Raw genomic sequence first — 26,121 nt, forward strand, 5'->3', positions numbered from 1 at the left:
CCGGCCGGGGGCCTACGGAACCGCGCGGCGCAGCGTGAGGTACGAGATGCCGCCGAGCACCGCGATCACCAGCAGTCCCCACAGCGACAGGCCGAGGGATCCCTGCGTTCCGAACCACCCGAACACCTGCGCCCACGCGTTGGCGCGCCCGATGAGGAACATCACCCCCACCAGCAGCGCGCCCAGGCCGATCAGCACGGTCGTGAGCACCAGCGAGCCGAAGCGCTTGTAGATCGTCGCCGACCAGAAGCCCACGACGAAGAACGCCATCGCGACCGTGAAGAACGACACGGCGGCGCCGAGGGGCCCGGCCTCCCACATGAACGGCAGATAGAAGAAGTACCCGTTCATGCCCCAGCCGCCCGTGGCCTGTTCGATCAGCCCGCCGATGACGAACACGATCGCAAGCAGCGCGCTGGTGGCCACCGCGGTGAGCAGCGTGCCGAGGTAGAACTCCCGGCGGGTCACGCTCATCGCCTGCGAGAACGGGAACGTGAGGGTGAGGGATTGGATGCCGACGACGCCGAAGTACCACAGCGGCGCCTGCGCGCCGCCGCCGTACAGCGGGCCCGGCACCCCGGCACCCGCGATCATCGCGTAGACGGCCAGGGTGATCAGCAGCGATCCGCCGAGCACCATCAGCGGCACCCAGATATAGGTGTTCCGGTTGACGAGCTGCATGCGGACGACGTTGAGGGTACGGCTCATCGGAGTGCTCCTTCGTCTTCGGCGGCCGACGGGGCGGTGTCGGCGGCGTGCTGGGTGATGCGGACGATCAGCTGCTGCAGCGAGACCGGCCCGACGTCGAGGCCCGCGGCCGCCAGACGCGCGCGATCGTCGTCGGTGAGGTGGCCGAGAACGGTGACCGAAGCCACCCGGCCGAGAGTCTCGCGATGGAGCACCTCGCGCCCGGCGACGAACGTGTCGACGGCGGCGGCATCGCCGACGATGGCGGCGGCGCGATCGCGCACGTCGTCGGTCGCCTCGTCCATGAGGATCCGCCCCCGGTCGATGACCAGCACGCGCTCGATGAGGTTGGAGACCTCGTCGATCAGGTGGCTCGAGAGGATGACGGTGCGCGGGTGCTCGCTGTAGTCCTCGAGCAGCCGGTCGTAGAAGATCTGCCGGGCGACGGCATCCAATCCGAGGTACGGCTCGTCGAAGAAGGTGATGTCGGCGCGGGAGGCCAGGCCGATGATCACCCCGACCGCCGAGAGCTGTCCGCGCGAGAGCTTCTTGATGCGGCGCTTCATCGGCAGCTGGAAGTCGGCGATGAGACGGTCGGCGAACTCCTGGTCCCAGTTCGGGTAGAACAGGCGGGCCATGCGGAACGCGTGCGTGGCCGTCGCGTCGTCGGGGTACTTCTGGCTCTCGCGCACGAAGCACATGCGGCCGAGCACCTTGGCGTTCTCGTACGGCTGCTCGCCGAACACGCGCACCTCGCCGCGGGTGGCGAAGTTCTGCGCGGTGAGGATCGACATGACGGTGGTCTTGCCGGCTCCGTTGCGACCGAGCAGGCCGTAGATGGTGTCCTTCTCGATCGTGAAGCTCACGTCGTCGACGGCGAGGGTCTCGCGGTAGCGCTTGGTGAGGTTCTTCACCTCGATGACAGCGGTCATCGTGCGGTTCCTTCCGTGGTGGATGCATCGTGCGCGGCGCGCTCGCGGATGAGCGTGCCGAGATCGTCGGGGGTGAGGCCCAGGGTGCGGGCCTCGGCGAGGAGGGGGGCGACGAAGCGGTCGGCGAAGGCCGCCCGGCGCTCGGCGAGGAGCAGCTCGCGTGCCCCCGGGGCGACGAACATGCCGATGCCGCGCCGCTTGTAGATCACGCCCTTGTCGACGAGCATGTTCACTCCCTTGGCTGCGGTGGCGGGGTTGATGCGGTGGAATGCCGCCAGTTCGTTCGTCGACGGCGCCTGGCCCTCTTCGGGCAGGGAGCCGTCGACGATCGCGTCCTCCACGCGCTCGGCGATCTGGAGGAACAGGGGTCGGCCTTCTTCGACCACGTCGACCTCACTTCTTGGGTTAGTTACTCGACTAGGTAACCATCGAACCAAGGAGGTGTCAACCCCTAGAGTGTGGATCATGACGGTCGCGTTCGTGCTGGGCGGGGCGGTGTGCGCGGCTCGGTCGAGATCGGCATGCTCCGCGCACTGCTCGAGCGCGGCATCCACCCCGATCTCGTCGTGGGCACCTCGATCGGCGCCATCAACGGCGCGATGGTCGCGCACGACCCGACGCCCGAGGTGATCGAGCCGCTGACCCGCGCGTGGGCCAGCCCCGAGGCGTCGGCGGTGTACGGCGACGGGTTCATGACGCAGGCGGGCCGGTTCATCCGCACCAAGACCCACCTCAACTCGCCCGAGCCGCTGCGGCGGCTGCTGGAGCGTCAGCTCGGCGAGGAGGCGAGCTTCGAGGCGCTCGCTGTTCCCCTCAAGGTCGTGGCCGCCTCCATCGAGCGCGCGGCCGAGCACGTGTTCGAAGCGGGTCCGCTCGTTCCCGCGATCCTCGCGTCGGCGTCGGTGCCGGGACTCCTGCCGGCGACCGAGATCGACGGGGAGCACTACCTCGATGGCGGGATCGTGAACTCGATCCCGATCTCGCACGCGGTGGATGCCGGCATCCGCACCATCTACGTGCTGCAGGTCGGCCGCATCGAGCAGTCGCTGGTCGCCCCGCGCACGCCGATCGAGACGGCGAAGGTGGCGTTCGAGATCGCGCGGCGGCACCGCTATGCCCACGACCTCGCGACCCTTCCCGACGGCGTGCGGCTGCACGTGCTGCCCAGCGGCGGAGAGCTCGAGGGCGATGACTCGCTGATGTCGTACCGGCGCATGACCACCGTGCAGCGCCGCATCGACCGCGCGTACGAGGCCAGTGCCGCGTATCTCGAGGGCGTCGCGTGAGGCTCCCGCCGCCGTGGCTGCGGCGGCTCGTGCTCGCCCCGACCGTGATCGTCGCGGGACTCCTGCTGCTGACGACCGCGCCGCTGTGGCTGCTGATCGCCCTGGCGCTCACCTCGCTCGTGCCGGGCCGGTTCCGCCTGCCGCGCGTGCTGTGGCTGGTGACCGTGTACCTGCTGTGGGACTCGCTCCTGCTCGCCCTGCTGTTCGCGCTGTGGGTGGGGTCGGGCTTCGGATGGAGGCTGCGCTCGCCCGCCTTCACCGCCGCGCACTACCGCGTCGGGGCGTGGGCGCTGCGCGTGCTGTTCTGGGTGTTCGGTGCGGTGCTGCGGCTCGAAATCGTGGCCACGGGCTCCGACGACGAGGATCCGGATGCCGCGGGCCGCGCCTTCGACGCACTCCTGGCCGCCGGGGTGCCGGTCGTCGTCGGCTCCCGGCATGGCGGACCCGGGGATTCGTTCATCCTCATCCACACCCTGCTCAATCGCGCGGGGCGCGAGCCGCGGATCGTGCTCAAGGACACGCTGCAGTGGGATCCGGCGATCGACGTGCTGCTCAACCGCATTCCCACGCGGTTCATCACGCCCACCGGCTTCGCGGGCAAGGCGCGCGGCGGCGGCGCCCGGGTCGAGCACGAGATCGCCGCGCTCGCCGCCGGCCTCGACGCCGACGATGCGCTGGTCATCTTCCCCGAGGGCGGCCAGGTGTCGGCGCGGCGACGGGAGTCGCGCGTCGCGCGGCTGCGCGCGAGCGGCCGTGACGACCTCGCCGTGCGGGCGGAGGGGCTCCGCCACGTCATGCCGCCGCAGCCCGGCGGCGTGCACGCGGCGCTGGGTGCGGCATCCACCGCCGACATGGTGTTCATCGGCCACACCGGGCTCGACCAGCTGCTCACGCTCGGCGACATCTGGCGGGAGCTGCCGATGGACAAGCGCATCACCATGCGCGCGTGGCGGGTGCCGGCCGCGGAGATCCCGCGCGATCGCGACGCGCAGGCCGAGTGGCTGTTCGCCTGGTTCGAGCGCATCGACGCGTGGATCGACGCCCACGGAACGTGAGCGCGTGAATGTAACGATTCGGAAACCATCTCGCCCTCGGTTTTGCATGCATGTGCATGGTGGCTAGCGTGGAGGCGCCCTTCGGGGCATGACGACCAGTCCGCGGTCGTCGCGTGATGAGTGTGGTCCTGGGGATCCCGGCGCGACGAACGTATGGTCGGCGGTCTGGGCGACGAACCCGATGTTGCGTCGCCGGATGCGTGGTCGCGTCGCGTGTGTGCGGCGCTGTCTCCACGTCGATGATCGCCACCCGGGCGCAACCGAAGACGCGTGCGACTGCACGCGCGCCGAGGTAAAGCACGTGACCGTCGAACCCGCCCTCGAGGCGCGAAATCTCTACAAGGTGTTCGGGCGCAGCCCGAAAGACGCCGTCCGCCGGCTGCAGGCCGGCCAGACCCGGGCCGAGGTGGCCTCCGCGGGCACCGCTGCCGTCATCGACGCGAGCTTCACGGTTCAGCCCGGTGAGATCTTCGTGATCATGGGCCTTTCGGGCTCGGGCAAATCCACCATCATCCGCATGCTCAACGGCCTGCTCGACCCCACTGCGGGCGACGTGCTCGTGCAGGGGCGCAGCATCGGCTCGGCATCGCCGAAGGAGCTGCGCGATATCCGCCGTTCGTCGATCTCGATGGTGTTCCAGCACTTCGCACTGCTGCCGCACCGCACCGTGCTCGACAACGCGGCCTACGCGCTCGAGATCCAGGGTGTCGGCCGCGACGAGCGTCGCCGCCGCGCGCAGGAGATCCTCGAGAAGGTCGGACTCGGCGACCGCGCCGACGCGATGCCCGACGAGCTCTCCGGCGGCATGCGCCAGCGCGTGGGCCTCGCCCGGGCGCTCACCGCGGGCACCGACATCCTGCTCATGGACGAGGCGTTCTCCGCGCTCGACCCGCTCATCCGCCGGGAGATGCAGGAGCAGCTCGTCGAGCTGCAGCGCGAGCTCGGCCGCACCATCATCTTCATCACCCACGATCTCAACGAGGCGATGTTCCTCGGCGACCGCATCGCGGTGATGCGCGACGGGCGCATCGTGCAGAACGGCACGCCCGAGGAGATCCTCACCGATCCGGCCAACGACTACGTGGCGCAGTTCGTGCAGGACGTCGACCGCGCCCGCGTGCTCACCGCCGGCGCCGTGATGGCGCCCGCCGTCGCGACCACACCGGTCAGCGCCGGAGTGCGGGGCGCGCTCAAGGTGATGCGCGATCTGCAGGTGGGCTCGGTCGCCGTGCTCGAGAACCGCCGCTACCTCGGGGCGGTCACCGACCGTGCCGTCGTGCGCGCCGTCAAGGCCGGCACCACCGACCTGCGCTCGCTCGTGAGCACCGCGCAGCCGGTCGTGAAGGCCGACGAGCCGCTCACCGATGTGGTGGAGCGCTCGGTCGAGAGCGCCATCCCGATCGCCGTCGTCGACGAGGAGAACCGCCTGCTCGGCACGATCCCGCGCGTCACGCTGCTCGCCGCGCTCGGCAACGTCGACCCGCAGACCACGCCCATCCCGATCGTCGAGGCGCCGGTGACGGTGCCGGAGGCCGAGTTCGCGCAGACCCTGGCAGCCGTCGGCGAGCCGACGCTCGCCGTCGCCGGTGCGGCCGTGCCCGCGGCATCCACGACGGAAGGAGGCCTGTGATGGAGAACCTCCGCCTGCCCCTCGGCGACTGGATCGAAGGCGTCGTCGACTTCCTCGGCGACACCCTCGGCTGGCTTTTCGACGCCATCGCCATCGTTCTCGGCTCGGTCTACGAAGGACTCGAGTGGATGCTGCGTACGCCGCCCTTCTGGGTGATCATCGTGCTCATCGCCGCGGTCGCCTACCTCGTGAAGGGCTGGAAGCTGGCCGTCGGAACGATCGGCGGACTGCTGCTGATCGTGCTCGTCGACCAGTGGGAGAACGCGATGGACACCCTCGCGCTCGTGCTCGTCGCCTCCGTCGTCGCGACCGCGATCAGCATCCCGGTCGGCATCTGGGCCGCGCGCAACGAGCACGTCTCGCGCGTGGTGCGCCCGGTGCTCGACTTCCTGCAGACGATGCCCGCGTTCGTCTACCTGATCCCCGCGATCATCTTCTTCGGCGTGGGCGCGGTGCCCGGCATGATCGCCACGATCCTGTTCGCCCTCGCCCCCGGAGTGCGGCTCACCGAGCTCGGCATCCGCGGCGTCGACAAGGAGGTGGTCGAAGCCGGCCACGCGTTCGGCGCCACCCCCGGCCGCATCCTGCGCCAGATCCAGCTGCCGCTCGCGATGCCCAGCATCATGGCGGGCGTCAACCAGATCATCATGCTCAGCCTGTCGATGGTCGTGATCGCCGGCATCGTCGGCGCCGGCGGCCTCGGCGGCGAGATCACCCGCGCCATCGGGCGCATCAACGTGGGCCTCGGCTTCGAGGCGGGCATCTCGATCGTGATCATCGCCATGATCCTGGATCGCGTCACCTCCGCCTTCGCGACTCCCGACCGCAAGCGCAAGGTCGGCAAGCCGGTGCGCGGGTCGAGCACGGCCACCGAGCAGGCGCAGCCCGCCTCGGCCTGACGCCGACACCGACGGGATGCCGCATCCCCGGCATCCCGAACACCCAGACCAGGCGGGTGCATCAGCCCGCCGGAGGTGCGCGAGATTCGCGTGCCTGACAAACAACGACCGATCCGCGGACAGCAACGCGGATGGAGAGGACGTCACCATGATGACCAAGAGAAAGCACCTCGCGACCGGAGCAGCCCTCGTCGGCGCTTCCGCGCTCGTGCTCACCGGCTGCGCCGGATCCGACACCGACGCCGCCGACAGCGGCTCGTCGGAGGGCGGCGCCGACCGCGCCATCGAGCTGGCCGTGTTCAACGGCTGGGACGAGGGCATCGCCGCGTCGTACCTGTGGGAGGCCATCCTCACCGAGCAGGGCTACGACGTCGAGCTCACCTACGCCGACGTGGCACCCGTGTACGCGGGCCTGGCCGAGGGCGACTTCGACCTCGTGCTCGACACCTGGCTGCCGATCACGCACGCCGACTACATGGAGCAGTACGGCGACGACCTCGTCGACCTCGGTGCCTGGAACGAAGAGGCCGCGCTCACCATCGCGGTGAACGAGGACGCGCCGATCGACTCGCTCGAGGAGCTCGCCGCCAACGCCGACGCCTTCGGCGACGAGATCGTCGGCATCGAGCCCGGCTCGGGCCTGATGCGCATCACGGGCGAGAACGTCGTTCCGGGCTACGGCCTCGAGAAGCTGAACCTCATCGAGTCGTCGACCCCGGCCATGCTCGCCGAGCTGCAGTCGGCCACCGACGCGGGCGAGAACATCATCGTCACCCTGTGGCGCCCGCACTGGGCCTACAACGCGTTCCCCATCAAGGACCTCGAAGACCCGCAGGGCCTCCTCGGCGACGCCGAGGGCATCCACTCGGTGTCGTCGACCTCGTTCGGCGAGGAGTTCCCCGAGGTGAGCGAGTGGATCTCGAACTTCGAGATGCCCAGCGACCTGCTGTACTCGCTCGAGGACGCCATGTTCAACCAGTACGACGGCGACGACTACGGCCCCATCGTGGAGCAGTGGATCGCCGACAACCAGGAGTACGTGGACGGCCTCACCTCCTGAGGCTTCCCGTTCGGCGGCCGGGGCGCGTATCGCGCCCCGGCCGCTTCGCGTCTGCGGTGCACACTAGGGGCCCTCCCCGGATGCCTCCCCGTGTGCCGGCTCGTACGCTCGGACCATGAGAGCTGCCGAACCGACATCGAGCGGGTCGCTGGAGCGCGCCGGGGCCACGATCCACTACGACGTGTACGGTGCGACGGGACCGACGATCCTGCTGCTCCCGACGTGGGAGATCGTGCATGAGCGCGCCTGGAAGATGCAGCTCCCCTATCTCGCCCGGCACTTCCGCGTGGTGAGCTACGACGCCGCTGGGGCAGGGCGATCGTCGCGACCGCTGGTTCCCGAACGTTACACGTTCGGGAACCGGATGGCGGATGCGCTGGCCGTGCTGGACGCGACCGGGACCGACCGCGCGGTCGTCGTCGGATTCTCGATGGGCGGCGAGACCGCGATCAACCTCGCGGCGCTGCATCCCGATCGCGTGCTCGGTCTCGTGTCGATCGGCGGCAGCCATCCCTGGCGCATCGAGCTTCCGGGACGAGAGGGCCGAGTTGCGTACGACCCGGTGTCGAACCCGCATCCCGAGGGCTGGGACAAGTTCGATCCCGAGTACTGGCTGGCGGACTGGCCGGACTTCATCCGGTTCTTCATGTCCGAGGTCGCCTCCGACCCCCATTCGACCAAGGCCGTCGAAGACCTCGTGAGCTGGGGGCTCGACCAGCGGCCCGACGTGCTCGCCTGGACGCTCGACGACCTCTACGAGCACGACGTCGACGACCTGCGCGCGCGGCTGGAGTCGCTCGACCGGCCCGCCCTCTTCATCCACGGGACCGACGACCACATCACCGGGTTCGACAACGCCGAGCTGATCCAGCGCATGATCCCGGGCGCCGAACTGCTCGCCCTCGACGCGGCCGGCCATGTGCCGCAGGTGCGCTTCCCGGTGGTCGTCAACCAGGCGATCCGCGACTTCGCCGACCGCGCCTTCGGAACGCGACGACTCGACGCGACCTGGTGGATCGCCCCGGGCCGAGACACCCGCGTGCTGTATCTGTCGTCGCCGATCGGGCTCGGCCACGCCCGCCGCGACCTCGCGATCGCCCAGGAACTGCGCGCGCTGCATCCGTCCGCGCAGATCGACTGGCTCGCGCAGGATCCGGTCACGCGCGTGCTCGACGCCGCGGGCGAGCGGCTGCATCCGGCATCCGCCGCCCTCGCCAGCGAGTCGTCCCACATCGAGCACGAGAGCGGCGACCACGACCTGGCGGTGTTCCAGGCGCTGCGCGATATGGACGAGATCCTCGTCCACAACTTCATGCTGTTCGACGAGGTCGCCGCCGCGGGCCAGTACGACCTCGTCATCGCCGATGAGGCCTGGGAGGTCGACCACTTCCTCTTCGAGAACCCGCAGCTCAAGCGCGGCGCCCTCGCCTGGATGACCGACTTCGTGGGCTATCTCCCGATGCCCTCCGGAGGGGAGCGGGAGGCGCGACTGACCGCCGACTACAACCTGGAGATGATCGAGCACGTCGATCGCTACGGGCGGATGCGGGATGCCGCGGTCTTCGTCGGCGCGGCCGACGACATCGTGCCCGATACCTTCGGACCGGGGATGCCGCGCATCCGGGAGTGGACGGAGCAGCACTTCGACTTCTCCGGGTACATCACCGGCTTCGACCCCGCCGCGCTCGGCGGAAGGGAGGCTCTGCGCGCGCGACTGGGCTACCGTGACGACGAGCGCGTCTGCATCGCCGCCGTCGGCGGCTCGGGCGTCGGCTCGGCGCTGCTGCGCCGCATCGTCGCCGCCGCTCCCGCCGCCCACCGCGCCATCGACGGACTGCGGATGATCGTCGTCACCGGTCCACGGATCGATCCCGCCACGCTGCCCCAGGTGCCGGGCGTGGAGTACCGGGCCTATGTGCCCGACCTGCACCATCATCTCGCCGCGAGCGACCTTGCGATCGTGCAGGGCGGGCTGACGACGACGATGGAGCTCACCGCGGCGAAGGTGCCGTTCATCTATGTGCCGCTGCAGCAGCACTTCGAACAGCGCTTCCACGTGCGGGCGCGTCTGGACCGCTACCGCGCCGGGCGGCTCATGGAGTACGACGAACTCACCCCGGAGGTGCTCGCTTCGGCGATGGCCCAGGAGATCGGCCGCACGGTCGACTATCGCGACGTCGAGACCGACGGCGCCGCGCGGGCGGCGGCGATCCTCGCCCGGTTGCTCTGAAGGCTCACGCCTCCCCGTTCGCACCGCCGGCGATGAGGGCCGCGAGCTCGGGGCGCGATCCGATCCCGAGCTTCACATAGACCTTCCGCAGGTGGTACTCGACCGTCTTCGGGCTGAGGAAGAGCGCCGCCGCGGCCTCTCGGGTCGTGTGCCCGTCGACCAGCAGCAGGCTCACCTGCAGCTCCTGCGGTGTGAGCAGCGACGTCGCGTTCGCGGCGGCGGCGGGCACGCGGACACCGGCAGCGGCGAGTTCGGCGGCGGCCCGGTCTTGCCAGAGCGCGCAGCCGAGCCGGTGGAAATGGTCGTGCGCCGCGCGCAGCGGCTCGCGCGCATCGACGTGCCGGCGCGCTCGGCGCAGCCGCTCCCCGTACGCGAGGAGCGTGCGTGCTGTCTCGAACACATCGGGGGTGTCGCGGTGCCGCTCCAGCGCGGCACGGAACCAGCGGTCGATGTCGTCATCGGCGGCGACCAGCCCCATCGCACGGTCCGCCCGCGCGCGCGCCCACGGCTGGCCTTTGCGGTGCGCATCCGCGGCGAGTCCCTCGGCCGTGCTGCGAGCCTCGTCTTCGCGGCCCACGCGCACCAGGGCGTCGACCAGCTCGGGCGCGGGCACGAGGTCGGGGTCGTCCAGCCCGCGCTCGCCGAGCAGCGAGAGCAGCGACCCGAAGAGATCGATCGCCCGCTCGGGCTCACCCATCGACAGCGCGAGGTCGCCGGCAGCGTACGTCAGCCACGCCTCGCCCAGATGGATGTCGCGCGCGCGGCAGAGCCGGCGGGCCTCTTCGGCATGCACCCGGCAGTCGTCGGGTCGACCCAGGCGCGCCTCGAGGCGGCTGAGTCCGGCCAGCGCCATCGCCAGTTCGGTGGTCTGCCCGGTCTCGCGGGCCAGGCGCACCGCCTCGGCGTAGTTCGCCTCGCCCCGCGGGTACGCGGCGGTGGTCGCCTGGTCGAGCGCGACGTGGAAAAGCACGGCGGGCAGGGCGCCGATCCCGGCGGCGCCGCGAACCTCGTCCACGAGTTCGCGCAGACGGTCCCCGCTGGTGGCGTCGCGCAGGAAGAGCGGTGCGAGCATCAGCCAGAACAATCGTCGCGGTTCTTCGCGCACGCCGGGGTCGGTCTCGAACAGGGCGGCCGCCGTGTGGATGGCGTCGATCCCGCCGCGGCCCGCCAGGACACCGGCGATCCCGGTCGCCATCAGCGTCACCGCACGCGCGCGCGCCCCGACGACCCGCGGTGCCACCGCGGCGAGCCTTTCGGTCAGCGTCGCCGCCGCGCGGGCATCGCCGAGGTACATCGTGGTGTGGACGGCGTCTGCGAGCGCGACCGCCGTCTCGTCCGCACTCTCGGCGCGGTCCGCGGCGGACTCGAAGAGCTCGACGGCATCGCGCAGCGATCCCGTGTGCGCGGCGATCGACGCGCGAAGCCGCACCGCAGCCGCCGTCGCCGCGACGTGCGAAGACTCCACCGATGGGAGTTCGTCGAGGAGTCCCTGCGCCCATCCGCCGTCGCCTGCCACCCATGCCAGTTCGGCGGCACGCAGCATCCTCTCGCCGCGCCGGCGGTGAGCGACGGTCAGATGCGCCGACCTTTCGTACGCCGCCGCGGCGACGGCGAACGCGCCGCGGCCGGCGGCCCGATCGCCTGCTTCCGAGAGAAGGTCCGCGATGTCGTCGTCGGGGTGCCACACCGCTTCGGCCAGGTGCCACGCCCGTCGATCGCTCTCGGCCGCGGGAAGCACCTCTGCCGCGGCGCGGTGGGTCTCGCGCCGCGCGGGCGCCGATGAGGCCGAGTACGCAGCGGCGCGCAGGAGTGGATGCCGGAACTCGACGCGTCCGCCCGAGAGGGCGACGAGGCCGTGCTCCTCGGCGTCGGCGAGACGCGCCGGGTCGAGCCCGAGCCGCTCGCACGTGGCGACCACGAGCCGCAGGTCGGGGCCGCTCACTGCGGCGGCAAGCAGCACCGCGCGGCATTCGCCGTCGAGGCCGTCGAGCCGGCGGCCGAACGCGTCGGCGAGCGCACCGGGCACGCGCAGGGGGAGACCGCTCTCGACGCTGTCGAGCACCGCGCGGTCGCCGGCGCCGAGCTCGAGGAGGGCGAGCGGATTGCCCTGTGTCGCCCGGTGGAGCAGCTCCAGCTGCTCGTCGGTGACCACGCGTGTCGACGACACCAGCGCCCTCGCGTCGTCGAGGCCGACCCCGCTGATGCGCAGCGCCGGCAGATCGGCCACGATCCCCTCGCCGTCCGGTGTGCGGACGCCGAGGATCACGGCGACCGCGTCGGCCCCGAGCCGCCGCGCGGCGAAGACCAATGCCTCGACCGAGGGTGCGTCAGCGAGGTGCAGGTCGTCCACGATGACCGCCGCAGGGACGTCGTCGGCGAATCGGCACAGCAGGCTCAGCACCGCGGCACCGACGGCGAACCTGTCGACGGGGCCGGTCGGGCTCGGGCCCGGCGATCGCGGAAGCGCGAGGGCAGCCGCCAGCACCTCCGCCTGAGACGGCGGAATCGCGTCGAGCACGTCGAGAGCGGGTCGCAGCAGCTGCAGCAGCATCGCGAAGGGGATCTCGCGCTCGGCCTCGACACCCGTCGCGCGCAGCACGCGCATCTCGCCGAGGACCCCCACAGCCTGCTCGAGCAGTGCGGTCTTGCCGACCCCGGCCTCGCCGGTGAGAGCGAGCACGCCGCTCGTCCCCAGGCGTGCCGCCGCGATGAGGCTGCCGATCGCCTGCTGCTCAGCCTCGCGACCCACCAGCATCCCCCGAGTGTAGGACGCGCAAGGACTAGGGGGTGGGCCCGGATGCGGCGACGGCGGCCTGATTCCTAGCGTCGAAGCATCCCATCCTTCACATCGAACAAGGAGTTCACGATGACCATCACCGCCGGGCGATCGCCGAGCACGGCCCCATCACGCCGGCTGAGCTGGCAGCGGCGACCGATACCGCGCAGCCGTATGCGCGCGAGTGGCTGAACGCGCAGGCCGCCGGCGAGTTCGTCGACTACAGCCCCGAGACGGGGCGGTACACGCTGCCCATCGAGCACGTCATCGCCCTCACAGACACCGAGAGCCCCGCGTTCCTTCCCGGCCTCTTCCAGACGGTGCTCGGCAGCGTCCAGGCGGTCTCGCACATCGTCGACGCTGCGCGCAGCGGCACCGGCGTGGGCTGGCATGAGCACGACTCCGACCTGCATGACGGGTGCGAGCGGTTCTTCCGCCCCGCCTACCTGGCGAGTCTCGTCGACGAGTGGATCCCCGCTCTCGACGGGGTCGAGCAGAAGCTGCGTGACGGCGCCCTCGTGGCCGACGTGGGCTGCGGGTACGGCGCCTCGACGATCCTGCTCGCGCAGGCGTTCCCGAACTCGACCTTCGTCGGCTTCGACTACCACGTCGCGTCGATCGAGACCGCGCGGGCTCGCGCCGTCGAGGCGGGGGTAGCAGATCGCGTGCGCTTCGAGGTGGGGGCGGCCGACGCGTTCCGCGGCGACCGCTACGACATCGTGGCGATGTTCGACTGCCTGCACGACATGGGCGACCCGGTCGGGGCGGCCCGGCACGTGCGCGAGATGCTCGCCGAGGACGGCACGTGGATGATCGTCGAGCCGATGGCCGGCGACCACGTCGAGGACAACCTCAACCCCGTCGGCAGGGTCTACTACGGGTTCTCGACCCTCGTCTGCACTCCGTCGTCGCTCTCCCAGGACGTGGGCCTGGCGATCGGCACGCAGGCCGGTCCTGCCCGCATCGGCGACGTCGCCGCCGCCGGCGGGTTCACCCGCTTCGCGAAGGTCGCGCAGACACCGCTCCACCAGGTGCTCGAGGCGCGTCCCTGAGTCGTCGAACAGGCTGCGGGGCCGGGTGACCGGCCCCGCAGCCGTGTGGGAGAGTCGGAGCCATGTTGCATGACGACGATCGTGAGCTGATGCGTGCTGTGTCGGGGTATCTGCGGCGGGTGAACGAGGTGAGCGAGCGGGAGGCGGTCTCAACCCGGACGCCCTTGGGCGACGTGATCAGCGAGCACCTGGGCGTCGACGCATCGCAGGTGCCGGTCGTCGTGGAGCAGATCGCGGATCATCGACTCGTGGACGCGGACCTCGCGCTGGATGCGCTGGGGGAAGGCGATGGGCGTCTGATCGGCGTGACCGGCGGGGATCAGCGGCATCACCAGAGACTGTCCGAGTGGATCACCAATCCGCATACGCGCTATGCACCCGGACCGGTCGACTTCGCCGAGCGGGCGACGGGGCCGAGTTCGAGCGCGCGTGTGGTCTCGTTGGGTGTTCGGCTGCTCCGCTTCGACGGCGTTCCGATCGCGCTCGCACAGCGTGCGGCCTCGCCGGAGTTCGGAAGGCCGGCGGCTCTGCTCGAGGTGCTGAGCGCCGACGACGCGGTTGTCACCCGCTTCCTCGAGACCCTGCGGCAGACGATGATCGAGCGCAGCGTCCTGCGCGGGCAGGTGCTGTCGTTCCAGCCCACGGAGTACGGGCGCGATGCCGGCGCCACCTTCGTGGAGCGGCCGGCGGTCGCGGCCGACGACATCGTGCTCGGCGCCGGCGTGCTCGAAGAGGTCGTGCAGCACGTGATCGGCATCGGCAGGAACAGCGAGGCGCTGCAGCGGGCGGGTCAGCACCTGAAGCGCGGCGTGCTGATGTACGGCCCGCCGGGCACGGGCAAGACGCTCACGGTCCGCCACCTCCTCACCGAGACCGCGGGTGTCACCGCGGTGGTGCTCACCGGGTCGAGCATCCGCTTCATCGGCGCGGCCGCCGAGATCGCGCGCACCTTCCAGCCCGCCATCGTCGTCCTGGAAGACATCGACCTGGTCGCCATGGAACGCCACAGTTCCCCGCAGCCGCTGCTGTTCGAAGTGCTCGATGCGCTGGACGGCCTCGACGGCGACGCCGACGTCGCGTTCATCATGACCACGAACAGGGTCGACGTGCTCGAGCGGGCCCTCGCCGAGCGTCCCGGCCGCGTCGATCTCGCGGTCGAGATTCCGCTGCCCGCGCCGGCCGAACGCCGGCGTCTGTTCCGCCGGTACGCGCAGGCCCTGCCGTTCACCGAGGATTCCCTCACCGCGGCGGCCGAACGCGCCGAAGGAACGACCGGGTCGTTCGCGAAGGAGCTCATGCGGCGCAGCGTGCTCCGCGCGATCAGGGAGGAACGCGAACCTCGCGACGAGGACCTCGCCGAAGAGCTCGACCGCCTGATGGACGCACGTCAGCACCTCACCCGCGCCATGCTGGGCTCCGCCGGCGAGCAGGACTCGGACCTCCCGCCGGACGGGCACCACGCGGCGAGCTTCGGATGGTTCGGCGGCTGATCCGCGCGAGCGCGCAACCGGCGCTCAGCCGCGCGACGCGCGCCACTCGCGTTCGAGGATCGCGTAGTGGCCCGTGTCGGTCCACTCGTCCTTGAGCCACATGTGCTCGACGAAATGGCCCTCGTGCCGCATCCCGAGCGCCAGACACAGGGCGACCGAGGCGTCGTTGCGCGGATCGAGTTCGGCGTACACCCGGTGCAGCTCGAGCTCACCGAACGCGAGATCGAGCAGCAGCCCGGCAGCCTCTCGTGCGTACCCTCGGCCCTGCGCCTGCGGCAGGAGGATCCAGCCGATCTCGGCGGTCCGGTCGGGCGTGGCGCTGTGCAGCTCGAAGTACATCGTTCCGCAGAACCTGCCGTCGGAATCGCGGATCGCGGGCTGCAGGTAGTCGCCCGGATTCTCCAGGCGGGTCGCCGCGGCATCCCGTCGCAGCACCTCGGTCACCTGCTCACGCGACCTCGGCTCGTAGAGGAGGTAGCGACATACCTCGGGGTCGGACTGCATGGCATACAGCGGCTCGAGGTCGTCGTCGCGGAGAAGGTCGAGATGAACGCGCTCGCCGTGCAGCGGGCGGAAGTCCCAGGGGAGGCCCATGGCGACCATCCTGCCCGAGATGAGAGGTGTGCCTCAGGTGCCGTCGCCGGGAACGCTCAGTCGGCATGCCCAGTCGCGCTGGCGGCATCGGGACGATCGGTGACTCAGGGCATGTGCCGGTCGACGGCTGCGAGGTAGTCGGTGGGATCGTCCGTCCAGATTCGGATGACGTCGGCGGTCTGGGAGCCGCCTTTCGGCGGCCTGCCGGGGAGATGGAGGGTTGTCGATCGCTCGAGCCGGATCTCGATGTTGACTTCGTCCTGCATGCGCAGCGACAGCACCCTGCTGCCCTCGTGCTCGGTGAATCGGGGCGACTTCGGCGGATCCACCTGGCGGATGCGGGCGACCGAGGCGATGTCATCCCAGTCGAGGAAGAGGTCGGTCTCCAGTCCATCGCGGATGCGGATGCCGCCGGGGCCGACGACGTGCGGGCGCATGTAATAGGCGCACAGCAGCCCGATCATCCAGGTCAGTCCCCAGACGCCGATGATCAGGACCACGATGCGCGCGACCGGCCAGCGGTGCACGATGAGGTCAAGGATCGGGATCTCCAGCGCCGACAGAGCGATGAAGATGATCAGGATCGTCAGCACCGGCCGATGGTACGAGAACCCGGATCCGCCGCGATCGATCGCGGGGCGGCGTGCGATCGCCCGCCCGATGCTGTCGTAGATCCGCAGTTCCATGCGGACCGCGCGAGCCAGGAACGATAGCGCGGCCGATCGGGACGTCGTCGTAGCGCCGGTCACGATGCTTCCGCCTCGTCATCCGCCGCCTCGGCGACCAGCTGCGCCAGGCGCTCGGCGATCGCAGCGACCGCGCTCGCGACCCGGTCTCGGTCCGACGCGGGCACCGCGTCGAGGAGCGTCGCATTCAGTGCCGCGTGCTCCCGCACCGTGCGCTCCATCACCTTTTCGCCGACGGGGGTGAGAGCGACGAGCCGCGCGCGACGGTCGGTCGGGTGCGCAACCCGCGTCACATATCCGGCATCCTCCAGAGCATCCACCAGCGCTGTGATGTTCCGGGCGGACACGTTCAGCGTCTCCGCGATGGCGTGCTGTGCCACGGGGCCCGCGTGGTGCACCGTCCACAGCACCCCCATCCGCGCCGCGGACAGCGGGGTTCCCTCGTATTCGCGTGCCATGTCGCGCTGGAACAGGTCTGCGATCTGCAGCAGGCGGTCGAGAAGCAGCGGTTCGTGCATATCAGTACCTTAGTACATGATTACCTGGGTTCAGTATTGCGCCGACGCGTCAGCTGGTGCCGCGGACGCGGAATACATCCGCGCGGCGTGCGTTGCATGCGAACGAATGAAAGAGGGTGCGATGAGCGACGTGGAATTCGGGCTGGACACGTTCGGCGATGTCACGGCCGACGAGAACGGGAATCTGCTGTCGGACGCGCAGACGATCCGCAACGTGGTCGACCAGGCGGTGCTCGCCGACGAGGTCGGTCTGTCGTTCTTCGGGGTCGGTGAGCACCATCGACGCGAGTTCGCCGTCTCGAGCCCCGAGATCGTGCTGGCGGCCGCCGCGGCCCGCACCCGCAGCATCCATCTCGGCACCGCCGTCACCGTGCTCTCGTCGGACGACCCGGTGCGGCTGTACGAGCGCTTCGCGACGCTGGATGCCGTGTCGGCAGGGCGTGCGGAGGTCATCCTCGGTCGCGGTTCGTTCATCGAGTCCTTCCCGCTGTTCGGATACTCGCTGGCGGACTACGAAGTGCTCTTCGAGGAGAAGCTCGACCTGTTCAGCCGGCTGCTGAAGGAGGAGCCGGTGACGTGGCGGGGCCGCACGCGCGCGGCGCTGCAGGACGCGGATGTGTTCCCGAAGACGGAGAACGGCATCCGCGCGTGGGTGGGCGTCGGCGGGTCGCCCGAGTCGGTCGTGCGCACCGCGCGGTACGGCTACGGCCTCATGCTCGCGATCATCGGCGGGTCGGCCGGGGCCTTCCGCCCGTACGTCGACCTGTTCCATCGCCAGTCGGCCGAGTTCGGCCACGGCACGCTCCCGGTGGGTGTGCACTCGCCCGGTCACATCGCCGAGACGGACCAGGAGGCGTGGGAGACGCTCTTCCCGCCGATGAAGGTGAATCGCGACAAGATCGGCGCGGAGCGCGGGTGGCCTCCGTACAGTCGGCTCGCCTTCCAGCGCGACCTCGGCCCCGAGGGGCGGTGTACGCCGGGTCCCCGGAGACGGTGGCGCGCAAGATCGCGGACACGGTGCGTCTGCTCGGCCTCGACCGTTTCGATCTGAAGTTCTCGAACGGCCCGCTCTCGCACGACCACCTGATGCGCTCGATCGAGCTGTACGGCACCCGCGTGGTGCCGCGCGTGCGCGAACTGCTCGCGGAGGGCTGAGCGCTAGGGTCGGAGGATGCGACCCGCACGCCTGACGTGGACGATCGGCGGCATCGGTCTCGTGCTCTGCGCGGTGCTCGGGATGCTGCAGTACTCGGTGATCGGCATCGGTCCGGTCGTCGCGTTCGATGTCGCGACCGACGTGGTGTTCGCGCTGGCCGTGCTGGTCTTCACGATCGGATGGACGCGGGAGGCGAGCGTCGTCGCGCGGCGCCCGCTCGGCGTGATCGCGCTCGCCGTCGTCGCTCTGTGGCCGTTCGCAGCTCGCATCGCGCAGCCGTTCCTTCCGCGCATGGACAACGCGACGTTCGAAGCCGGCCTCGCGGCCTACCGCGCGGCCGAGAACGTGCTCACGGCGGTCTTCCTCGTGAACCTCCTCGTCTCGCTCGCCGCAGCGCTCATCGCGGTCGTGCAGATCGCGCGCGCCGGCGTCGTGCCGCCCCCGTGGCGGTGGGCGCCGTCGTGGGCGCTGATGGTCTCCGTGGCCGCAGGCGTGCTGCCGCAGATGCTGTTCGCGTCCATCGCGTCCGCCGACGCCCAGGCCTACGTCGCGTTCGCGACGATCATCGGCCTGATCGGATTCCTCGCACCGACCCTCGGGCTCGGCGTGCTCGCGCTGGTGCTCGCCGCCCGCGTGCCCGAGCGCACGGTCGAGGTTTACCGCTCGACGTGACCGTCGGAGCCCATGGCTAGGCTGGCCGGCATGGCATCGTCGAGATCCCGCCACGACCCGGGCCCGCAGGCGCCGCTGTTCGACTTCGACGCGCGAGCGCTCGACGGCATGCCCGCCGGAGACACCGCCGCGCTCGAGGCGGGTCGGCTTGAGGCGGTGGCGTACACCGACGTCGAGCTCGTGGACTGGCGCGTTCCCCTCGGCGACATGATCGATGGATGCCGCTTCGACGGCGTTCGCGCGCAATCATGGACGATCCGGGGCGTGCGTCTGGCCGAATCCGTGATCGAGCGGGCCGACATCCCTGTGGTCTCGGCCGCGCGCACCGACGCGCGTGATCTGATCGTCTCCGACAGTCGGCTGGGTTCGATCGAGGCGTACGACGCGTCGTGGCGCGGCATCCGGTTCCTCAGATGCCGACTGGGCTTCGTCAATCTGCGCGGCGCGGATCTGATGGACATCGCGTTCGAGGACTGCACCGTCGACGAGATCGACCTGCTCGACGCGAAGGCGCGGCGGGTCTCCTTCACGGCGACCGGCGTGCGATCGCTCAACGTGACCGGCGCCGCTCTGGCAGACGTCGATCTGCGCGGTGCACAGCTTCAGGAGATCGTGGGGCTCCCCGGGCTGCGCGGGGCGACCATCTCGGAGACGCAGCTGCAGCAGATGGCGCCGGCGCTCGCCGCCCTCGCCGGCGTCGACGTGCTCTGAGCGAGGGCCGGGCACATCGCCGCGTATCGTCCTCGCGGCGTCACTCGAGCGGGAGCGCTCGTACCCGATAGTTCCGCGGGCGCCGAAGCGTTGCCGGGCGAGAGCGGCGACGTCGACGCGCCCCCAGGCTAGCGGAGGTTGCCGGCGAGCGAGAGGGGGTCGGTGTCGGATGCCGGCTACAGGCCGGCATCCCTTCGCGAAGCGTGTGCGAGGCGTTCGACGAGTTCGGCGGAGGGTGGATCGTCGACGCGGAAGGTGATCCCCGTCTTGGTCGCCTTCAATCCTGCAGCGGCGATGTCGTCCGCGTGGGCGGTGAGCGCGCTTGCCGAGAGGTAGAGGCCGCACTGCTTGCTGAAGGCCGCGTAGGCGGCGACGATCGTCCGCCCGATCCGGAACCCCGGCATTCCGTATTGCACGACCTCCTCGGCGTCGGGCAGCGCTTCGGAGAGCTGCGCGCGCAACGTCTCCAGTACGGGGCGGAACTGCGCGGGGGCAGCCGCGATGTATCCGTCGTGGTCGGTGGTGTCCGTCATTCCGACCTCGGCCTCAGGCCGGGCTCGTGAGCTGCACGAGGTTGCCGCACGTGTCGTCGAGCACCGCGGTGATGACCGGGCCCATCGGGGTCGGCTCTTGGGTGAACCGCACGCCCTGCGCGGAAAGTTCCGCGTGCACGGCCGTGACGTCGTCGACCGTGAAGGATGCCGCGGGAATCCCGTCTTCGACGAGGGCCGCCGTGTACGCCTTCGCCGCCGGGTGCTGGTCGGGCTCCAGCAGCAGTTCGGTGCCCGACGGCTCGTCGGGGCCGACGACGGTGAGCCAGCGGAACTCCCCGAGCGGGATGTCGTTCTTCACCACGAAGCCGAGCTTCTCGGTGTAGAAGGCGAGAGCCTTGGCCTGGTCGTCGACGAACACGCTCGTCACGGTGATGCGGATGCCCATGGTCAGTCCTTCGGGTGCAGAATCCAACGCTCGGTGATCTCGCGCAGGGGTTCGGTGTGGAGGTGGTGGATCTTGGTGCGGCCGGAGCGGTGCGAGCTGACAAGACCCGCCTCTTCGAGCACCGCGAGGTGCTGGGAGATGGCCTGGCGGCTCGACGAGATGCCGTACCGCATCGTCAGACGCCCGCACAGTTCGAACAGGCTCTGCCCGTCTCGCTCCGTCAGTTCGTCGAGGATGCGCCGTCGCGTGTCGTCGGCGAGTGCCTGGTACACGTCTCCCACGGCCTCAAGAATAGGCAAGTGGATGCTTGCATGTCAAGTGGGTCGGAGGGTGTGCTGGTACGCGCGGATCTCGCTCCGCCAACCATGCACAGCGAGGGGACCCGATGCGAGAATGACCCCGTGACCGAGACTTCCCGACTCGATGACGGGCCCTTCTTCCACGGCACCCGCGCGGCGCTCGGCGCCGGCGATCACCTTGTGGCGGGGCATCCATCGAACTACCGGTCCGAGGTCCTCATGAACCACGTCTACTTCACCGCGCTGCGCGATGGAGCGGGGCTTGCGGCCGAACTGGCGGTGCTGCTCGGGCCCGAGGGTGCGGAGCCGCACGTGTACCGCGTCGAGCCGACGGGCGACTTCGAGGATGACCCGAACGTCACCGACAAGAAGTTCCCCGGCAACCCCACGCGCTCATTCCGCACGCGCGCGCCGATGGTCGTGGTGGAGGAGATCCACGACTGGACGCGGCTGACCCCCGAGGCGCTCGAAGAGTGGCGCGTCAGGCTCGACGCGCTCCGCGTGAGCAACGCGGAGATCATCAACTAGCCGAGTCTCTCGGCCCGGCGTCTCAGGCCGGCTCGGTCGTGCGGATGAGTCCGCAGTTCACGCACGACCACGCGACGAGGAAGCGCTCGTCGTCGAGGATCTCGAACCGCAGCGGATCGCCGCACGTCGGGCAGGCGCGCGGGTCCGGGGCATCCCGCTTCATGCCCGGCCCCTTCGCACGCGCTACTCCGCCGCCCGCTCTTCGAGCCAGCGGGTGTGCGACCGCAGGGCGTGCACGACGGCCACGCGCACAACGACGTAGAGGGCACCGCCCACGACCGCGACGATGACCAGATACGTGAGGATGACGAAGAGCCAGCCGTTGAGCCCCATGAACATGGATCGAGCGTACCGGCCCCGCGTCAGCGCCCTGCGAACTCTGCCGCGATCGCAGCTTCGACGGCCCGCCGCGGCAGCCCGTCGACCTCGGCGGCGAGACTGCCGAACGTCGCCGGGTCCCAGTCGAGGCCGAGAGCGGCGTTGACCTCGGTGAGCACCGCGACGAACGAGTGGATGCCGCCGAGTGGCAGCATCCCGCTCAGCAGGCGCGCTCCCCGCACGGCGCGCTGGGACGTGCCGATCAGCTTGACCGCGTCCCGCGCGTTGATGCTGAACTCACCGGGGCAGTACTCGCCCGGAACGTCGCCGACGCGGGCATCGACCCCGAGGCCGCGCAGCGCGCGCACGAGCGCGTCGCCGACCTCGCGGAACAGCGCCGCCTGGCCGATCGAGCTCTCATCCTCGCGGGTCACGAGGTCGAACACCAGACACGTCTCGTCGTAGGCGACCGCGCGCCCGCCCGTCGGGCGGATCACCGGGTCGAACCCGTGCGCGCGCGATGCCCGGACGGCGGTCTCGAAGCCCGGGAGGCGGCTCTCGCGCCTGCTCATCGCCACCGTGGGAACCGGGGTCGCGAGCCGCAGCACCCGATCCTCGCGGATAGACCCGTCGGCCACCGCACGCAGCAGCTCAACCGAACGTGCGAGGTCGGTGGCGGCATCCACCTGTTCGTCCTGTCGGATGACGAGGGCGCGTGCGTTCGCAGGCAGCTCGTCGGTTGCGGCCATGCGCCCAGACTCTCACGGTGGGAAGGGTCGTGGCACACTGAGCACGGAGACCGCTGCGCGGCCGTCGGGTTGCGCTCGCCGCGGGCTGAGGCGGGCTCGGCGATACTGAGAGCACGAGTCTTCGAACGGAGGACGCCGATGTCCATCAACTTCGAGCCTGGCCCCGGTCCGCACATTCCGGCTCCCGGTGAAACGAGCGTTCCGGAGCTCGAGGCCGACGAGTCGGTCCCCCCACGTCCTGAGGAGGACATCGCCGATGTCGCGCGGGCGGAGCCCGATGCGGCGGATCACGGCCCGCGGCCCACGGGCTGATTTCGCCCGCGATCACTCGTGCTCCGGCAGCAGGGGCGCCGTGATCCCCGGATCACGACCGAGCACGGCGGCCCTGGCGACGGAGGCCGCGCCGAAGCGGTCGCGCACGGCATCCAGCACCGTGTCGAGGCGTGCACCGTCGCTCCAGTCGATGGGCAGTTCCGGCGGCACGCTGTCGACGTGGCCAAGTTGCGACAGCGAGACCCCGATCAGGGTGATCCCGCGCTCAGCGATCTCGGGCATCGCGGCGGCGAGCAGCCCCTGCGCGACGCCGAGGAGCACCGCTGTGCGGTCGGTCGCGATACGGACGCTCCGTGACCGCGTCGCCTTCGCGTAGTCGCTGAAGCGGAGGCGCAGCACGACCGTGCGGCACACCCGGTCGCGATCGCGGAGGCGCCGCGCGAGGCGGTCGACGATCTGGGTGAGGATGACCTCCAGCTCGTCAGCCGTGCGCGGGCGGTTGCCGAGCGCTCGCTGCGAGCCGATCGAGCCGCGTCGCCGGGTGGTGTCGACAGGCCGTGGGTCGCGCAGGCGCGCCAGCGCGTGCACGTGCGCGCCGGTCGCCTTGCCGAGGAGCCGCTCGGCTGCCGACGCCTCGAGCTCGGCCAGTTCGCCGACAGTGTGGATGCCGAGCCCGTGCAGCTTCTCGGCCGTCACCTTGCCCACACCCCACAGCCGCTCGACCGGCAGCGGCAGCAGGAACGCCTCCTCACGCTCCGGCTCGACGACCAGCAAGCCGTCGGGCTTGCTCACCGCGCTCGCCACCTTGGCGAGGAACTTCGTTCGCGCGACGCCCACCGAGATCGCCAGCCCGACCTCGGCGCGCACGCGTGCCCGCAGCCGCACCGCGATCTGCTCGGGCGTGCCCGCGATGCGACGGAGCCCGCCGACCTCGAGGAACGCCTCGTCGATCGAGAGGCCCTCCACCAGCGGGGTCGTGTCGCGGAAGATCGCGAAGACCTCCTTGCTGGCCGCGGAATAGGCCTCCATCCGCGGCGGCACCACCACGGCATCCGGGCACAGCTCCCGCGCCTGCCGCCCGCCCATCGCCGTGCGCACCCCGCGCGCCTTCGCCTCGTAGCTCGCCGCCAGCACCACGCCGCCGCCGACGATCACGGGCCGCCCGCGCAGCTCGGGGGCGTCGCGCTGCTCGACCGAGGCGTAGAACGCATCGAGGTCGGCGTGCAGCACCGTCGACTCGCCTCGCATGGCATCCTCTCTCGAACATCTGTTCTACGAATCGTGACACGCACTTCCGACATCGGGACCGTCGCGCGCCACGCGGTTTCGCCCTAGGGTGAGCGCCATGACCTCCGGCAGCACCCGCCCCCGGCGCCCGCACGGCCTCGTGCCCATGTCGGGTCGCAACCCCCGCGACGCCCACCGGGCGGCCACCCCGCTCGAACTGCTCTACGATCTGACCCTCGTCGTCGCGTTCTCGATCGCGGGGTCGGAGTTCGCGCACAGCCTCGCGGCCGGCCATGTGGTGTCGGGCCTTCTCGCCTTCCTCTTCTGCATGTTCGCGATCATCTGGGCCTGGATGACCTTCGCGTGGTTCGCGTCGGCCTACGACACCGACGACTGGGGCTTCCGTATCGCCACGCTCGTGCAGATGCTCGGCGTCACGATCCTGGCGCTCGGCATCGGCGACCTGTTCGCGGGCTTCGACGAGGGGCGCCTCGATAACGCGGTGATCGTCGTCGGCTACGTCATCATGCGTCTGTCGATGATCAGCCTCTGGCTGCGCGCGGCGCGCAACGACCCGGAGCACCGACCCGTGCTGCTCGGCTACGTGAAGATCATCGGCGCCGCCCAGATCGGGTGGATCATCACGGCGTTCCCGCTGCCGGTGCCCGTGCTGCTGGCCCTCATGACCACCCTCTACCTGACGGAGGTCGGTGGGTCGGCGATCCTGGAGTCCCGCGAAGGGCGCCTGCCCATCCACCCGCACCACATCGCCGAACGGTTCGGCCTGCTGGGCATCATCACCTTCGGCGAGGTCGTGCTCGGCACGACCACCGCGGTCGGCGCGGTCACCGTCGAGGTGGGGTGGACCGTGGATGCCGCGGTGCTGGCGTTCTCGGGCATCGCCATGGTGGTCGGCATGTGGTGGGTGTACTTCGCGCTCCCGCACGGGGAGATCCTCAGCCGCCGGCGCGACCTGGCCGTGCGGTGGGCCTATTCGCACCTCGTGCTCTATTCAGCGATCGCCGCTGTCGGCGCGGGGCTCCACGCGGTCGCCTACTACCTCGAACACCACAGCGAACTCGATGCGGTGGCCACGACCCTCACGGTCGCGATCCCGCTGCTGGTGTACGTGCTCGCCCTTTACGCCGCCTTCCACCTGGTGCTGCCCGGGCGTGACCCGGTCCACACGTGGCTCATCGTCGCGACGGTCGCGACGATCGCCGGCGCCGTGGGCCTGGCCATGACGGGGGTGTCGATCGCCTGGCCCGTGCTGGTGCTGACCGCGGCGCCGTGGATCAGCGTGGTCGGCTACGAGGTCTACGGCGACACCCACGCGCGTCGGGTGCTCGAGACCCTCTGAGCTGCCGAGCGGTCACTCGTCGGCGGTCTCGCGGATGCCGCGCATCACCAGCAGCGGATCGGGCTTGCTGAGGACGGCGTCGTTGCGGCCTTCGTAGTCGAACTGCCTCAGGAAGTGCCGCATCGCGTTCAGCCGTGCGCGCTTCTTGTCGTTGGAGCGCACGATGATCCATTGCGCGTGCCGCTTGTCGGTGCGGTGGAACATCTCCTCCTTCGCACGCGTGTAGTCCTCCCAGCGGTCGAGCGAGGCCAGGTCCATGGGCGACAGCTTCCAGCGGCGCACCGGGTCGAGCTGACGGATCGCGAATCGGGTGCGCTGCTCGGTGCGCGAGACCGAGAACCAGAACTTGGTGACATGGATGCCGGAATCCACGAGCATCCGCTCGAACTGCGGCGCCTGCACCATGAACTGCTGGTACTCCTCGTCGCTGCAGAACCCCATGACCCGTTCGACGCCGGCGCGGTTGTACCAGGACCGGTCGAACATGACGATCTCGCCCGCGGTCGGGAGGTGCTCGATGTAGCGCTGGAAGTACCACTGGCCGCGTTCGCGCTCGGTCGGCTTGTTCAGGGCGACCACTCGGGCCGTGCGCGGGTTGAGGTGCTCGGTGAACCTCTTGATGGTGCCGCCCTTGCCCGCGGCATCCCGACCCTCGAACAGGATGATCGCGCGACGGTCGTTGTCTTCGAGCCAGTACTGGAACTTCAGAAGCTCGACCTGGAGGGCGTACTTCTGATGCTCGTAGTCGTCGCGGTCCATCAGCTCGGGGTAGGGGTAGCCCTCCTGCCACGTGTAGATCGGATTGCCGTGCGGATCGATGAGGTCGGGGTCGGCCGTGTGCCCATCGCGGACGGAGTACCCCTCCTGCCGCAGGTGCTCGATGTATTCGCGCAGGCCCTCCACGGGAACGTTGTCCTTCACTTGGGCCTCCTCCGGCGGACTTCGCCGCCTCGTGCGCATTATGCCGTGCCGCGGTGACGCGTGGGTGCGTCGG

27 protein-coding genes and 2 pseudogenes are annotated in these 26,121 nt (G+C 70.2%); 14 read left to right on the forward strand and 15 right to left on the reverse strand.

The features are described 5' to 3' along the window. Positions 1-12 precede the first annotated feature (12 nt). Genes HQM25_RS00270 through HQM25_RS00280 form a run of 3 tightly spaced genes read right to left on the reverse strand, consistent with a single transcriptional unit; the run spans position 13 to position 2,005 of the window. Positions 13-708, reverse strand: a complete 696-nt coding sequence (locus tag HQM25_RS00270) for a hypothetical protein (RefSeq protein ID WP_172988386.1) — start codon at positions 706-708, stop codon at positions 13-15. Continuing rightward, complete coding sequence (locus HQM25_RS00275) at positions 705-1,619, reverse strand: ABC transporter ATP-binding protein (protein ID WP_172988387.1); 915 nt, start codon at positions 1,617-1,619, stop codon at positions 705-707. Before HQM25_RS00275 ends, HQM25_RS00270 begins: the two co-directional genes overlap by 4 nt. Continuing rightward, complete coding sequence (locus HQM25_RS00280; protein WP_172988388.1) at positions 1,616-2,005, reverse strand: GntR family transcriptional regulator; 390 nt, start codon at positions 2,003-2,005, stop codon at positions 1,616-1,618. Before HQM25_RS00280 ends, HQM25_RS00275 begins: the two co-directional genes overlap by 4 nt. A 111-nt stretch (positions 2,006-2,116) precedes the next feature. Here HQM25_RS00280 and HQM25_RS00285 point away from each other — a divergent pair, with 111 nt between their 5' ends. The 6 genes from HQM25_RS00285 (at position 2,117) to HQM25_RS17645 (ending at position 9,779) form a co-directional block, all read left to right on the forward strand. After that, positions 2,117-2,905, forward strand: coding sequence for a patatin-like phospholipase family protein (locus HQM25_RS00285; RefSeq protein ID WP_254359446.1), 789 nt, complete (start codon positions 2,117-2,119; stop codon positions 2,903-2,905). Further along, positions 2,902-3,960 (forward strand): 1-acyl-sn-glycerol-3-phosphate acyltransferase, encoded by a 1,059-nt coding sequence (locus tag HQM25_RS00290; RefSeq protein ID WP_172988389.1) that lies wholly within the window; start codon positions 2,902-2,904, stop codon positions 3,958-3,960. Before HQM25_RS00285 ends, HQM25_RS00290 begins: the two co-directional genes overlap by 4 nt. Before the next feature lie 301 nt (positions 3,961-4,261). Further along, positions 4,262-5,590, forward strand: coding sequence for a quaternary amine ABC transporter ATP-binding protein (locus HQM25_RS00295; RefSeq protein WP_254359447.1), 1,329 nt, complete (start codon positions 4,262-4,264; stop codon positions 5,588-5,590). Further along, entirely contained in the window at positions 5,590-6,489 is a 900-nt protein-coding gene (locus HQM25_RS00300) for an ABC transporter permease (protein ID WP_172988391.1), read from the forward strand. The genes HQM25_RS00295 and HQM25_RS00300 overlap by 1 nt, the downstream gene beginning before the upstream one ends. 148 nt (positions 6,490-6,637) lie before the next feature. Then, positions 6,638-7,549 carry a glycine betaine ABC transporter substrate-binding protein gene (locus HQM25_RS00305; protein ID WP_172988392.1) on the forward strand — a complete coding sequence of 304 codons (912 nt, stop codon included), beginning with the start codon at positions 6,638-6,640 and terminating at the stop codon, positions 7,547-7,549. A 115-nt stretch (positions 7,550-7,664) separates the two neighbouring features. Continuing rightward, on the forward strand, positions 7,665-9,779 hold the full coding sequence (locus HQM25_RS17645; RefSeq protein ID WP_172988393.1) for an alpha/beta hydrolase: 2,115 nt from the start codon (positions 7,665-7,667) through the stop codon (positions 9,777-9,779). 4 nt (positions 9,780-9,783) lie between these two features. Here the strand turns inward: HQM25_RS17645 and HQM25_RS00315 are convergent, their stop codons facing one another. After that, positions 9,784-12,534, reverse strand: coding sequence for a helix-turn-helix transcriptional regulator (locus HQM25_RS00315; protein ID WP_172988394.1), 2,751 nt, complete (start codon positions 12,532-12,534; stop codon positions 9,784-9,786). 131 nt (positions 12,535-12,665) lie between these two features. Between HQM25_RS00315 and HQM25_RS17985 the strand changes: the two are divergent. The 3 genes and pseudogenes from HQM25_RS17985 to HQM25_RS00325 form a co-directional block, all read left to right on the forward strand. Continuing rightward, positions 12,666-12,821 (forward strand): annotated as a pseudogene (locus tag HQM25_RS17985) (SAM-dependent methyltransferase); the annotation flags it as partial. Between the two features lie 54 nt (positions 12,822-12,875). Further along, positions 12,876-13,607 (forward strand): class I SAM-dependent methyltransferase, encoded by a 732-nt coding sequence (locus HQM25_RS00320; RefSeq protein WP_254359449.1) that lies wholly within the window; start codon positions 12,876-12,878, stop codon positions 13,605-13,607. Positions 13,608-13,696: 89 nt separating this feature from the next. Further along, positions 13,697-15,097: an AAA family ATPase gene (locus tag HQM25_RS00325; RefSeq protein ID WP_254359450.1), complete on the forward strand. Its 1,401-nt coding sequence runs from the start codon at positions 13,697-13,699 to the stop codon at positions 15,095-15,097. Between the two features lie 24 nt (positions 15,098-15,121). On the opposite strand, the gene HQM25_RS00330 is transcribed toward HQM25_RS00325, so the two are convergent. From HQM25_RS00330 to HQM25_RS00340, 3 genes are all read right to left on the reverse strand, one after another. After that, positions 15,122-15,691, reverse strand: coding sequence for a GNAT family N-acetyltransferase (locus HQM25_RS00330; RefSeq protein WP_172988396.1), 570 nt, complete (start codon positions 15,689-15,691; stop codon positions 15,122-15,124). A gap of 104 nt (positions 15,692-15,795) precedes the next feature. After that, positions 15,796-16,377, reverse strand: coding sequence for a hypothetical protein (locus HQM25_RS00335; protein ID WP_172988397.1), 582 nt, complete (start codon positions 16,375-16,377; stop codon positions 15,796-15,798). Positions 16,378-16,436: 59 nt separating this feature from the next. Beyond that, positions 16,437-16,895, reverse strand: a complete 459-nt coding sequence (locus tag HQM25_RS00340; RefSeq protein WP_172988398.1) for a MarR family winged helix-turn-helix transcriptional regulator — start codon at positions 16,893-16,895, stop codon at positions 16,437-16,439. 121 nt (positions 16,896-17,016) lie between these two features. Here HQM25_RS00340 and HQM25_RS00345 point away from each other — a divergent pair. The 3 genes and pseudogenes from HQM25_RS00345 to HQM25_RS00355 all read left to right on the forward strand — a co-directional run bounded on the left by HQM25_RS00345 (position 17,017) and on the right by HQM25_RS00355 (position 19,434). Continuing rightward, positions 17,017-18,050, forward strand: a pseudogene (locus tag HQM25_RS00345) (LLM class flavin-dependent oxidoreductase). A gap of 16 nt (positions 18,051-18,066) precedes the next feature. Further along, complete coding sequence (locus HQM25_RS00350) at positions 18,067-18,723, forward strand: hypothetical protein (RefSeq protein WP_172988399.1); 657 nt, start codon at positions 18,067-18,069, stop codon at positions 18,721-18,723. A gap of 30 nt (positions 18,724-18,753) precedes the next feature. Beyond that, positions 18,754-19,434, forward strand: a complete 681-nt coding sequence (locus HQM25_RS00355) for a pentapeptide repeat-containing protein (protein ID WP_172988400.1) — start codon at positions 18,754-18,756, stop codon at positions 19,432-19,434. Between the two features lie 176 nt (positions 19,435-19,610). Here the strand turns inward: HQM25_RS00355 and HQM25_RS00360 are convergent, their stop codons facing one another. The 3 genes from HQM25_RS00360 to HQM25_RS00370 are packed head-to-tail and all read right to left on the reverse strand — an operon-like array spanning position 19,611 to position 20,654. Continuing rightward, positions 19,611-19,967 (reverse strand): iron chaperone, encoded by a 357-nt coding sequence (locus HQM25_RS00360; RefSeq protein WP_172988401.1) that lies wholly within the window; start codon positions 19,965-19,967, stop codon positions 19,611-19,613. 13 nt (positions 19,968-19,980) lie between these two features. Beyond that, positions 19,981-20,373: a VOC family protein gene (locus HQM25_RS00365; protein WP_302182834.1), complete on the reverse strand. Its 393-nt coding sequence runs from the start codon at positions 20,371-20,373 to the stop codon at positions 19,981-19,983. Between the two features lie 2 nt (positions 20,374-20,375). Further along, positions 20,376-20,654, reverse strand: coding sequence for an ArsR/SmtB family transcription factor (locus tag HQM25_RS00370; protein ID WP_217275168.1), 279 nt, complete (start codon positions 20,652-20,654; stop codon positions 20,376-20,378). 120 nt (positions 20,655-20,774) lie between these two features. Here HQM25_RS00370 and arr point away from each other — a divergent pair, with 120 nt between their 5' ends. Further along, positions 20,775-21,200, forward strand: a complete 426-nt coding sequence (arr, locus tag HQM25_RS00375) for an NAD(+)--rifampin ADP-ribosyltransferase (protein ID WP_254359452.1) — start codon at positions 20,775-20,777, stop codon at positions 21,198-21,200. A gap of 22 nt (positions 21,201-21,222) precedes the next feature. On the opposite strand, the gene HQM25_RS00380 is transcribed toward arr, so the two are convergent. The 4 genes from HQM25_RS00380 to dinB all read right to left on the reverse strand — a co-directional run bounded on the left by HQM25_RS00380 (position 21,223) and on the right by dinB (position 23,788). Next, complete coding sequence (locus HQM25_RS00380) at positions 21,223-21,363, reverse strand: hypothetical protein (protein ID WP_172988402.1); 141 nt, start codon at positions 21,361-21,363, stop codon at positions 21,223-21,225. A 20-nt stretch (positions 21,364-21,383) separates the two neighbouring features. Then, positions 21,384-21,539 (reverse strand): hypothetical protein, encoded by a 156-nt coding sequence (locus HQM25_RS00385; protein WP_172988403.1) that lies wholly within the window; start codon positions 21,537-21,539, stop codon positions 21,384-21,386. Between the two features lie 23 nt (positions 21,540-21,562). Continuing rightward, positions 21,563-22,267, reverse strand: coding sequence for a lipoate--protein ligase family protein (locus HQM25_RS00390; protein WP_172988404.1), 705 nt, complete (start codon positions 22,265-22,267; stop codon positions 21,563-21,565). A 324-nt stretch (positions 22,268-22,591) separates the two neighbouring features. Then, complete coding sequence (dinB, locus tag HQM25_RS00395; RefSeq protein WP_172988405.1) at positions 22,592-23,788, reverse strand: DNA polymerase IV; 1,197 nt, start codon at positions 23,786-23,788, stop codon at positions 22,592-22,594. Between the two features lie 97 nt (positions 23,789-23,885). Here dinB and HQM25_RS00400 point away from each other — a divergent pair, with 97 nt between their 5' ends. Next, the gene (locus tag HQM25_RS00400; RefSeq protein WP_172988406.1) at positions 23,886-25,127 is read left to right on the forward strand and encodes a low temperature requirement protein A; all 1,242 of its coding nucleotides are present in this window, start codon (positions 23,886-23,888) and stop codon (positions 25,125-25,127) included. A 12-nt stretch (positions 25,128-25,139) separates the two neighbouring features. On the opposite strand, the gene ppk2 is transcribed toward HQM25_RS00400, so the two are convergent. Further along, positions 25,140-26,048 (reverse strand): polyphosphate kinase 2, encoded by a 909-nt coding sequence (gene ppk2, locus HQM25_RS00405; RefSeq protein WP_438803612.1) that lies wholly within the window; start codon positions 26,046-26,048, stop codon positions 25,140-25,142. Positions 26,049-26,121 lie beyond the last annotated feature (73 nt).

The organism is Microbacterium hominis, from assembly GCF_013282805.1.
In the GTDB taxonomy this organism is placed as follows: domain Bacteria; phylum Actinomycetota; class Actinomycetes; order Actinomycetales; family Microbacteriaceae; genus Microbacterium; species Microbacterium hominis_B.

Coding starts and splice junctions, on each gene's coding strand:
- HQM25_RS00270 (WP_172988386.1), bottom strand. CDS start 708: ATGAGCCGTACCCTCAACGTCGTCCGCATGCAGCTCGTCAACCGGAAC.
- HQM25_RS00275 (WP_172988387.1), bottom strand. CDS start 1,619: ATGACCGCTGTCATCGAGGTGAAGAACCTCACCAAGCGCTACCGCGAG.
- HQM25_RS00300 (WP_172988391.1), top strand. CDS start 5,590: ATGGAGAACCTCCGCCTGCCCCTCGGCGACTGGATCGAAGGCGTCGTC.
- HQM25_RS00305 (WP_172988392.1), top strand. CDS start 6,638: ATGATGACCAAGAGAAAGCACCTCGCGACCGGAGCAGCCCTCGTCGGC.
- HQM25_RS17645 (WP_172988393.1), top strand. CDS start 7,665: ATGAGAGCTGCCGAACCGACATCGAGCGGGTCGCTGGAGCGCGCCGGG.
- HQM25_RS00315 (WP_172988394.1), bottom strand. CDS start 12,534: ATGCTGGTGGGTCGCGAGGCTGAGCAGCAGGCGATCGGCAGCCTCATC.
- HQM25_RS00325 (WP_254359450.1), top strand. CDS start 13,697: ATGCGTGCTGTGTCGGGGTATCTGCGGCGGGTGAACGAGGTGAGCGAG.
- HQM25_RS00330 (WP_172988396.1), bottom strand. CDS start 15,691: ATGGGCCTCCCCTGGGACTTCCGCCCGCTGCACGGCGAGCGCGTTCAT.
- HQM25_RS00335 (WP_172988397.1), bottom strand. CDS start 16,377: ATGGAACTGCGGATCTACGACAGCATCGGGCGGGCGATCGCACGCCGC.
- HQM25_RS00340 (WP_172988398.1), bottom strand. CDS start 16,895: ATGCACGAACCGCTGCTTCTCGACCGCCTGCTGCAGATCGCAGACCTG.
- HQM25_RS00350 (WP_172988399.1), top strand. CDS start 18,067: ATGCGACCCGCACGCCTGACGTGGACGATCGGCGGCATCGGTCTCGTG.
- HQM25_RS00355 (WP_172988400.1), top strand. CDS start 18,754: ATGGCATCGTCGAGATCCCGCCACGACCCGGGCCCGCAGGCGCCGCTG.
- HQM25_RS00360 (WP_172988401.1), bottom strand. CDS start 19,967: ATGACGGACACCACCGACCACGACGGATACATCGCGGCTGCCCCCGCG.
- HQM25_RS00365 (WP_302182834.1), bottom strand. CDS start 20,373: ATGGGCATCCGCATCACCGTGACGAGCGTGTTCGTCGACGACCAGGCC.
- HQM25_RS00380 (WP_172988402.1), bottom strand. CDS start 21,363: ATGAAGCGGGATGCCCCGGACCCGCGCGCCTGCCCGACGTGCGGCGAT.
- HQM25_RS00385 (WP_172988403.1), bottom strand. CDS start 21,539: ATGTTCATGGGGCTCAACGGCTGGCTCTTCGTCATCCTCACGTATCTG.
- HQM25_RS00390 (WP_172988404.1), bottom strand. CDS start 22,267: ATGGCCGCAACCGACGAGCTGCCTGCGAACGCACGCGCCCTCGTCATC.
- dinB (WP_172988405.1), bottom strand. CDS start 23,788: ATGCGAGGCGAGTCGACGGTGCTGCACGCCGACCTCGATGCGTTCTAC.
- HQM25_RS00400 (WP_172988406.1), top strand. CDS start 23,886: ATGACCTCCGGCAGCACCCGCCCCCGGCGCCCGCACGGCCTCGTGCCC.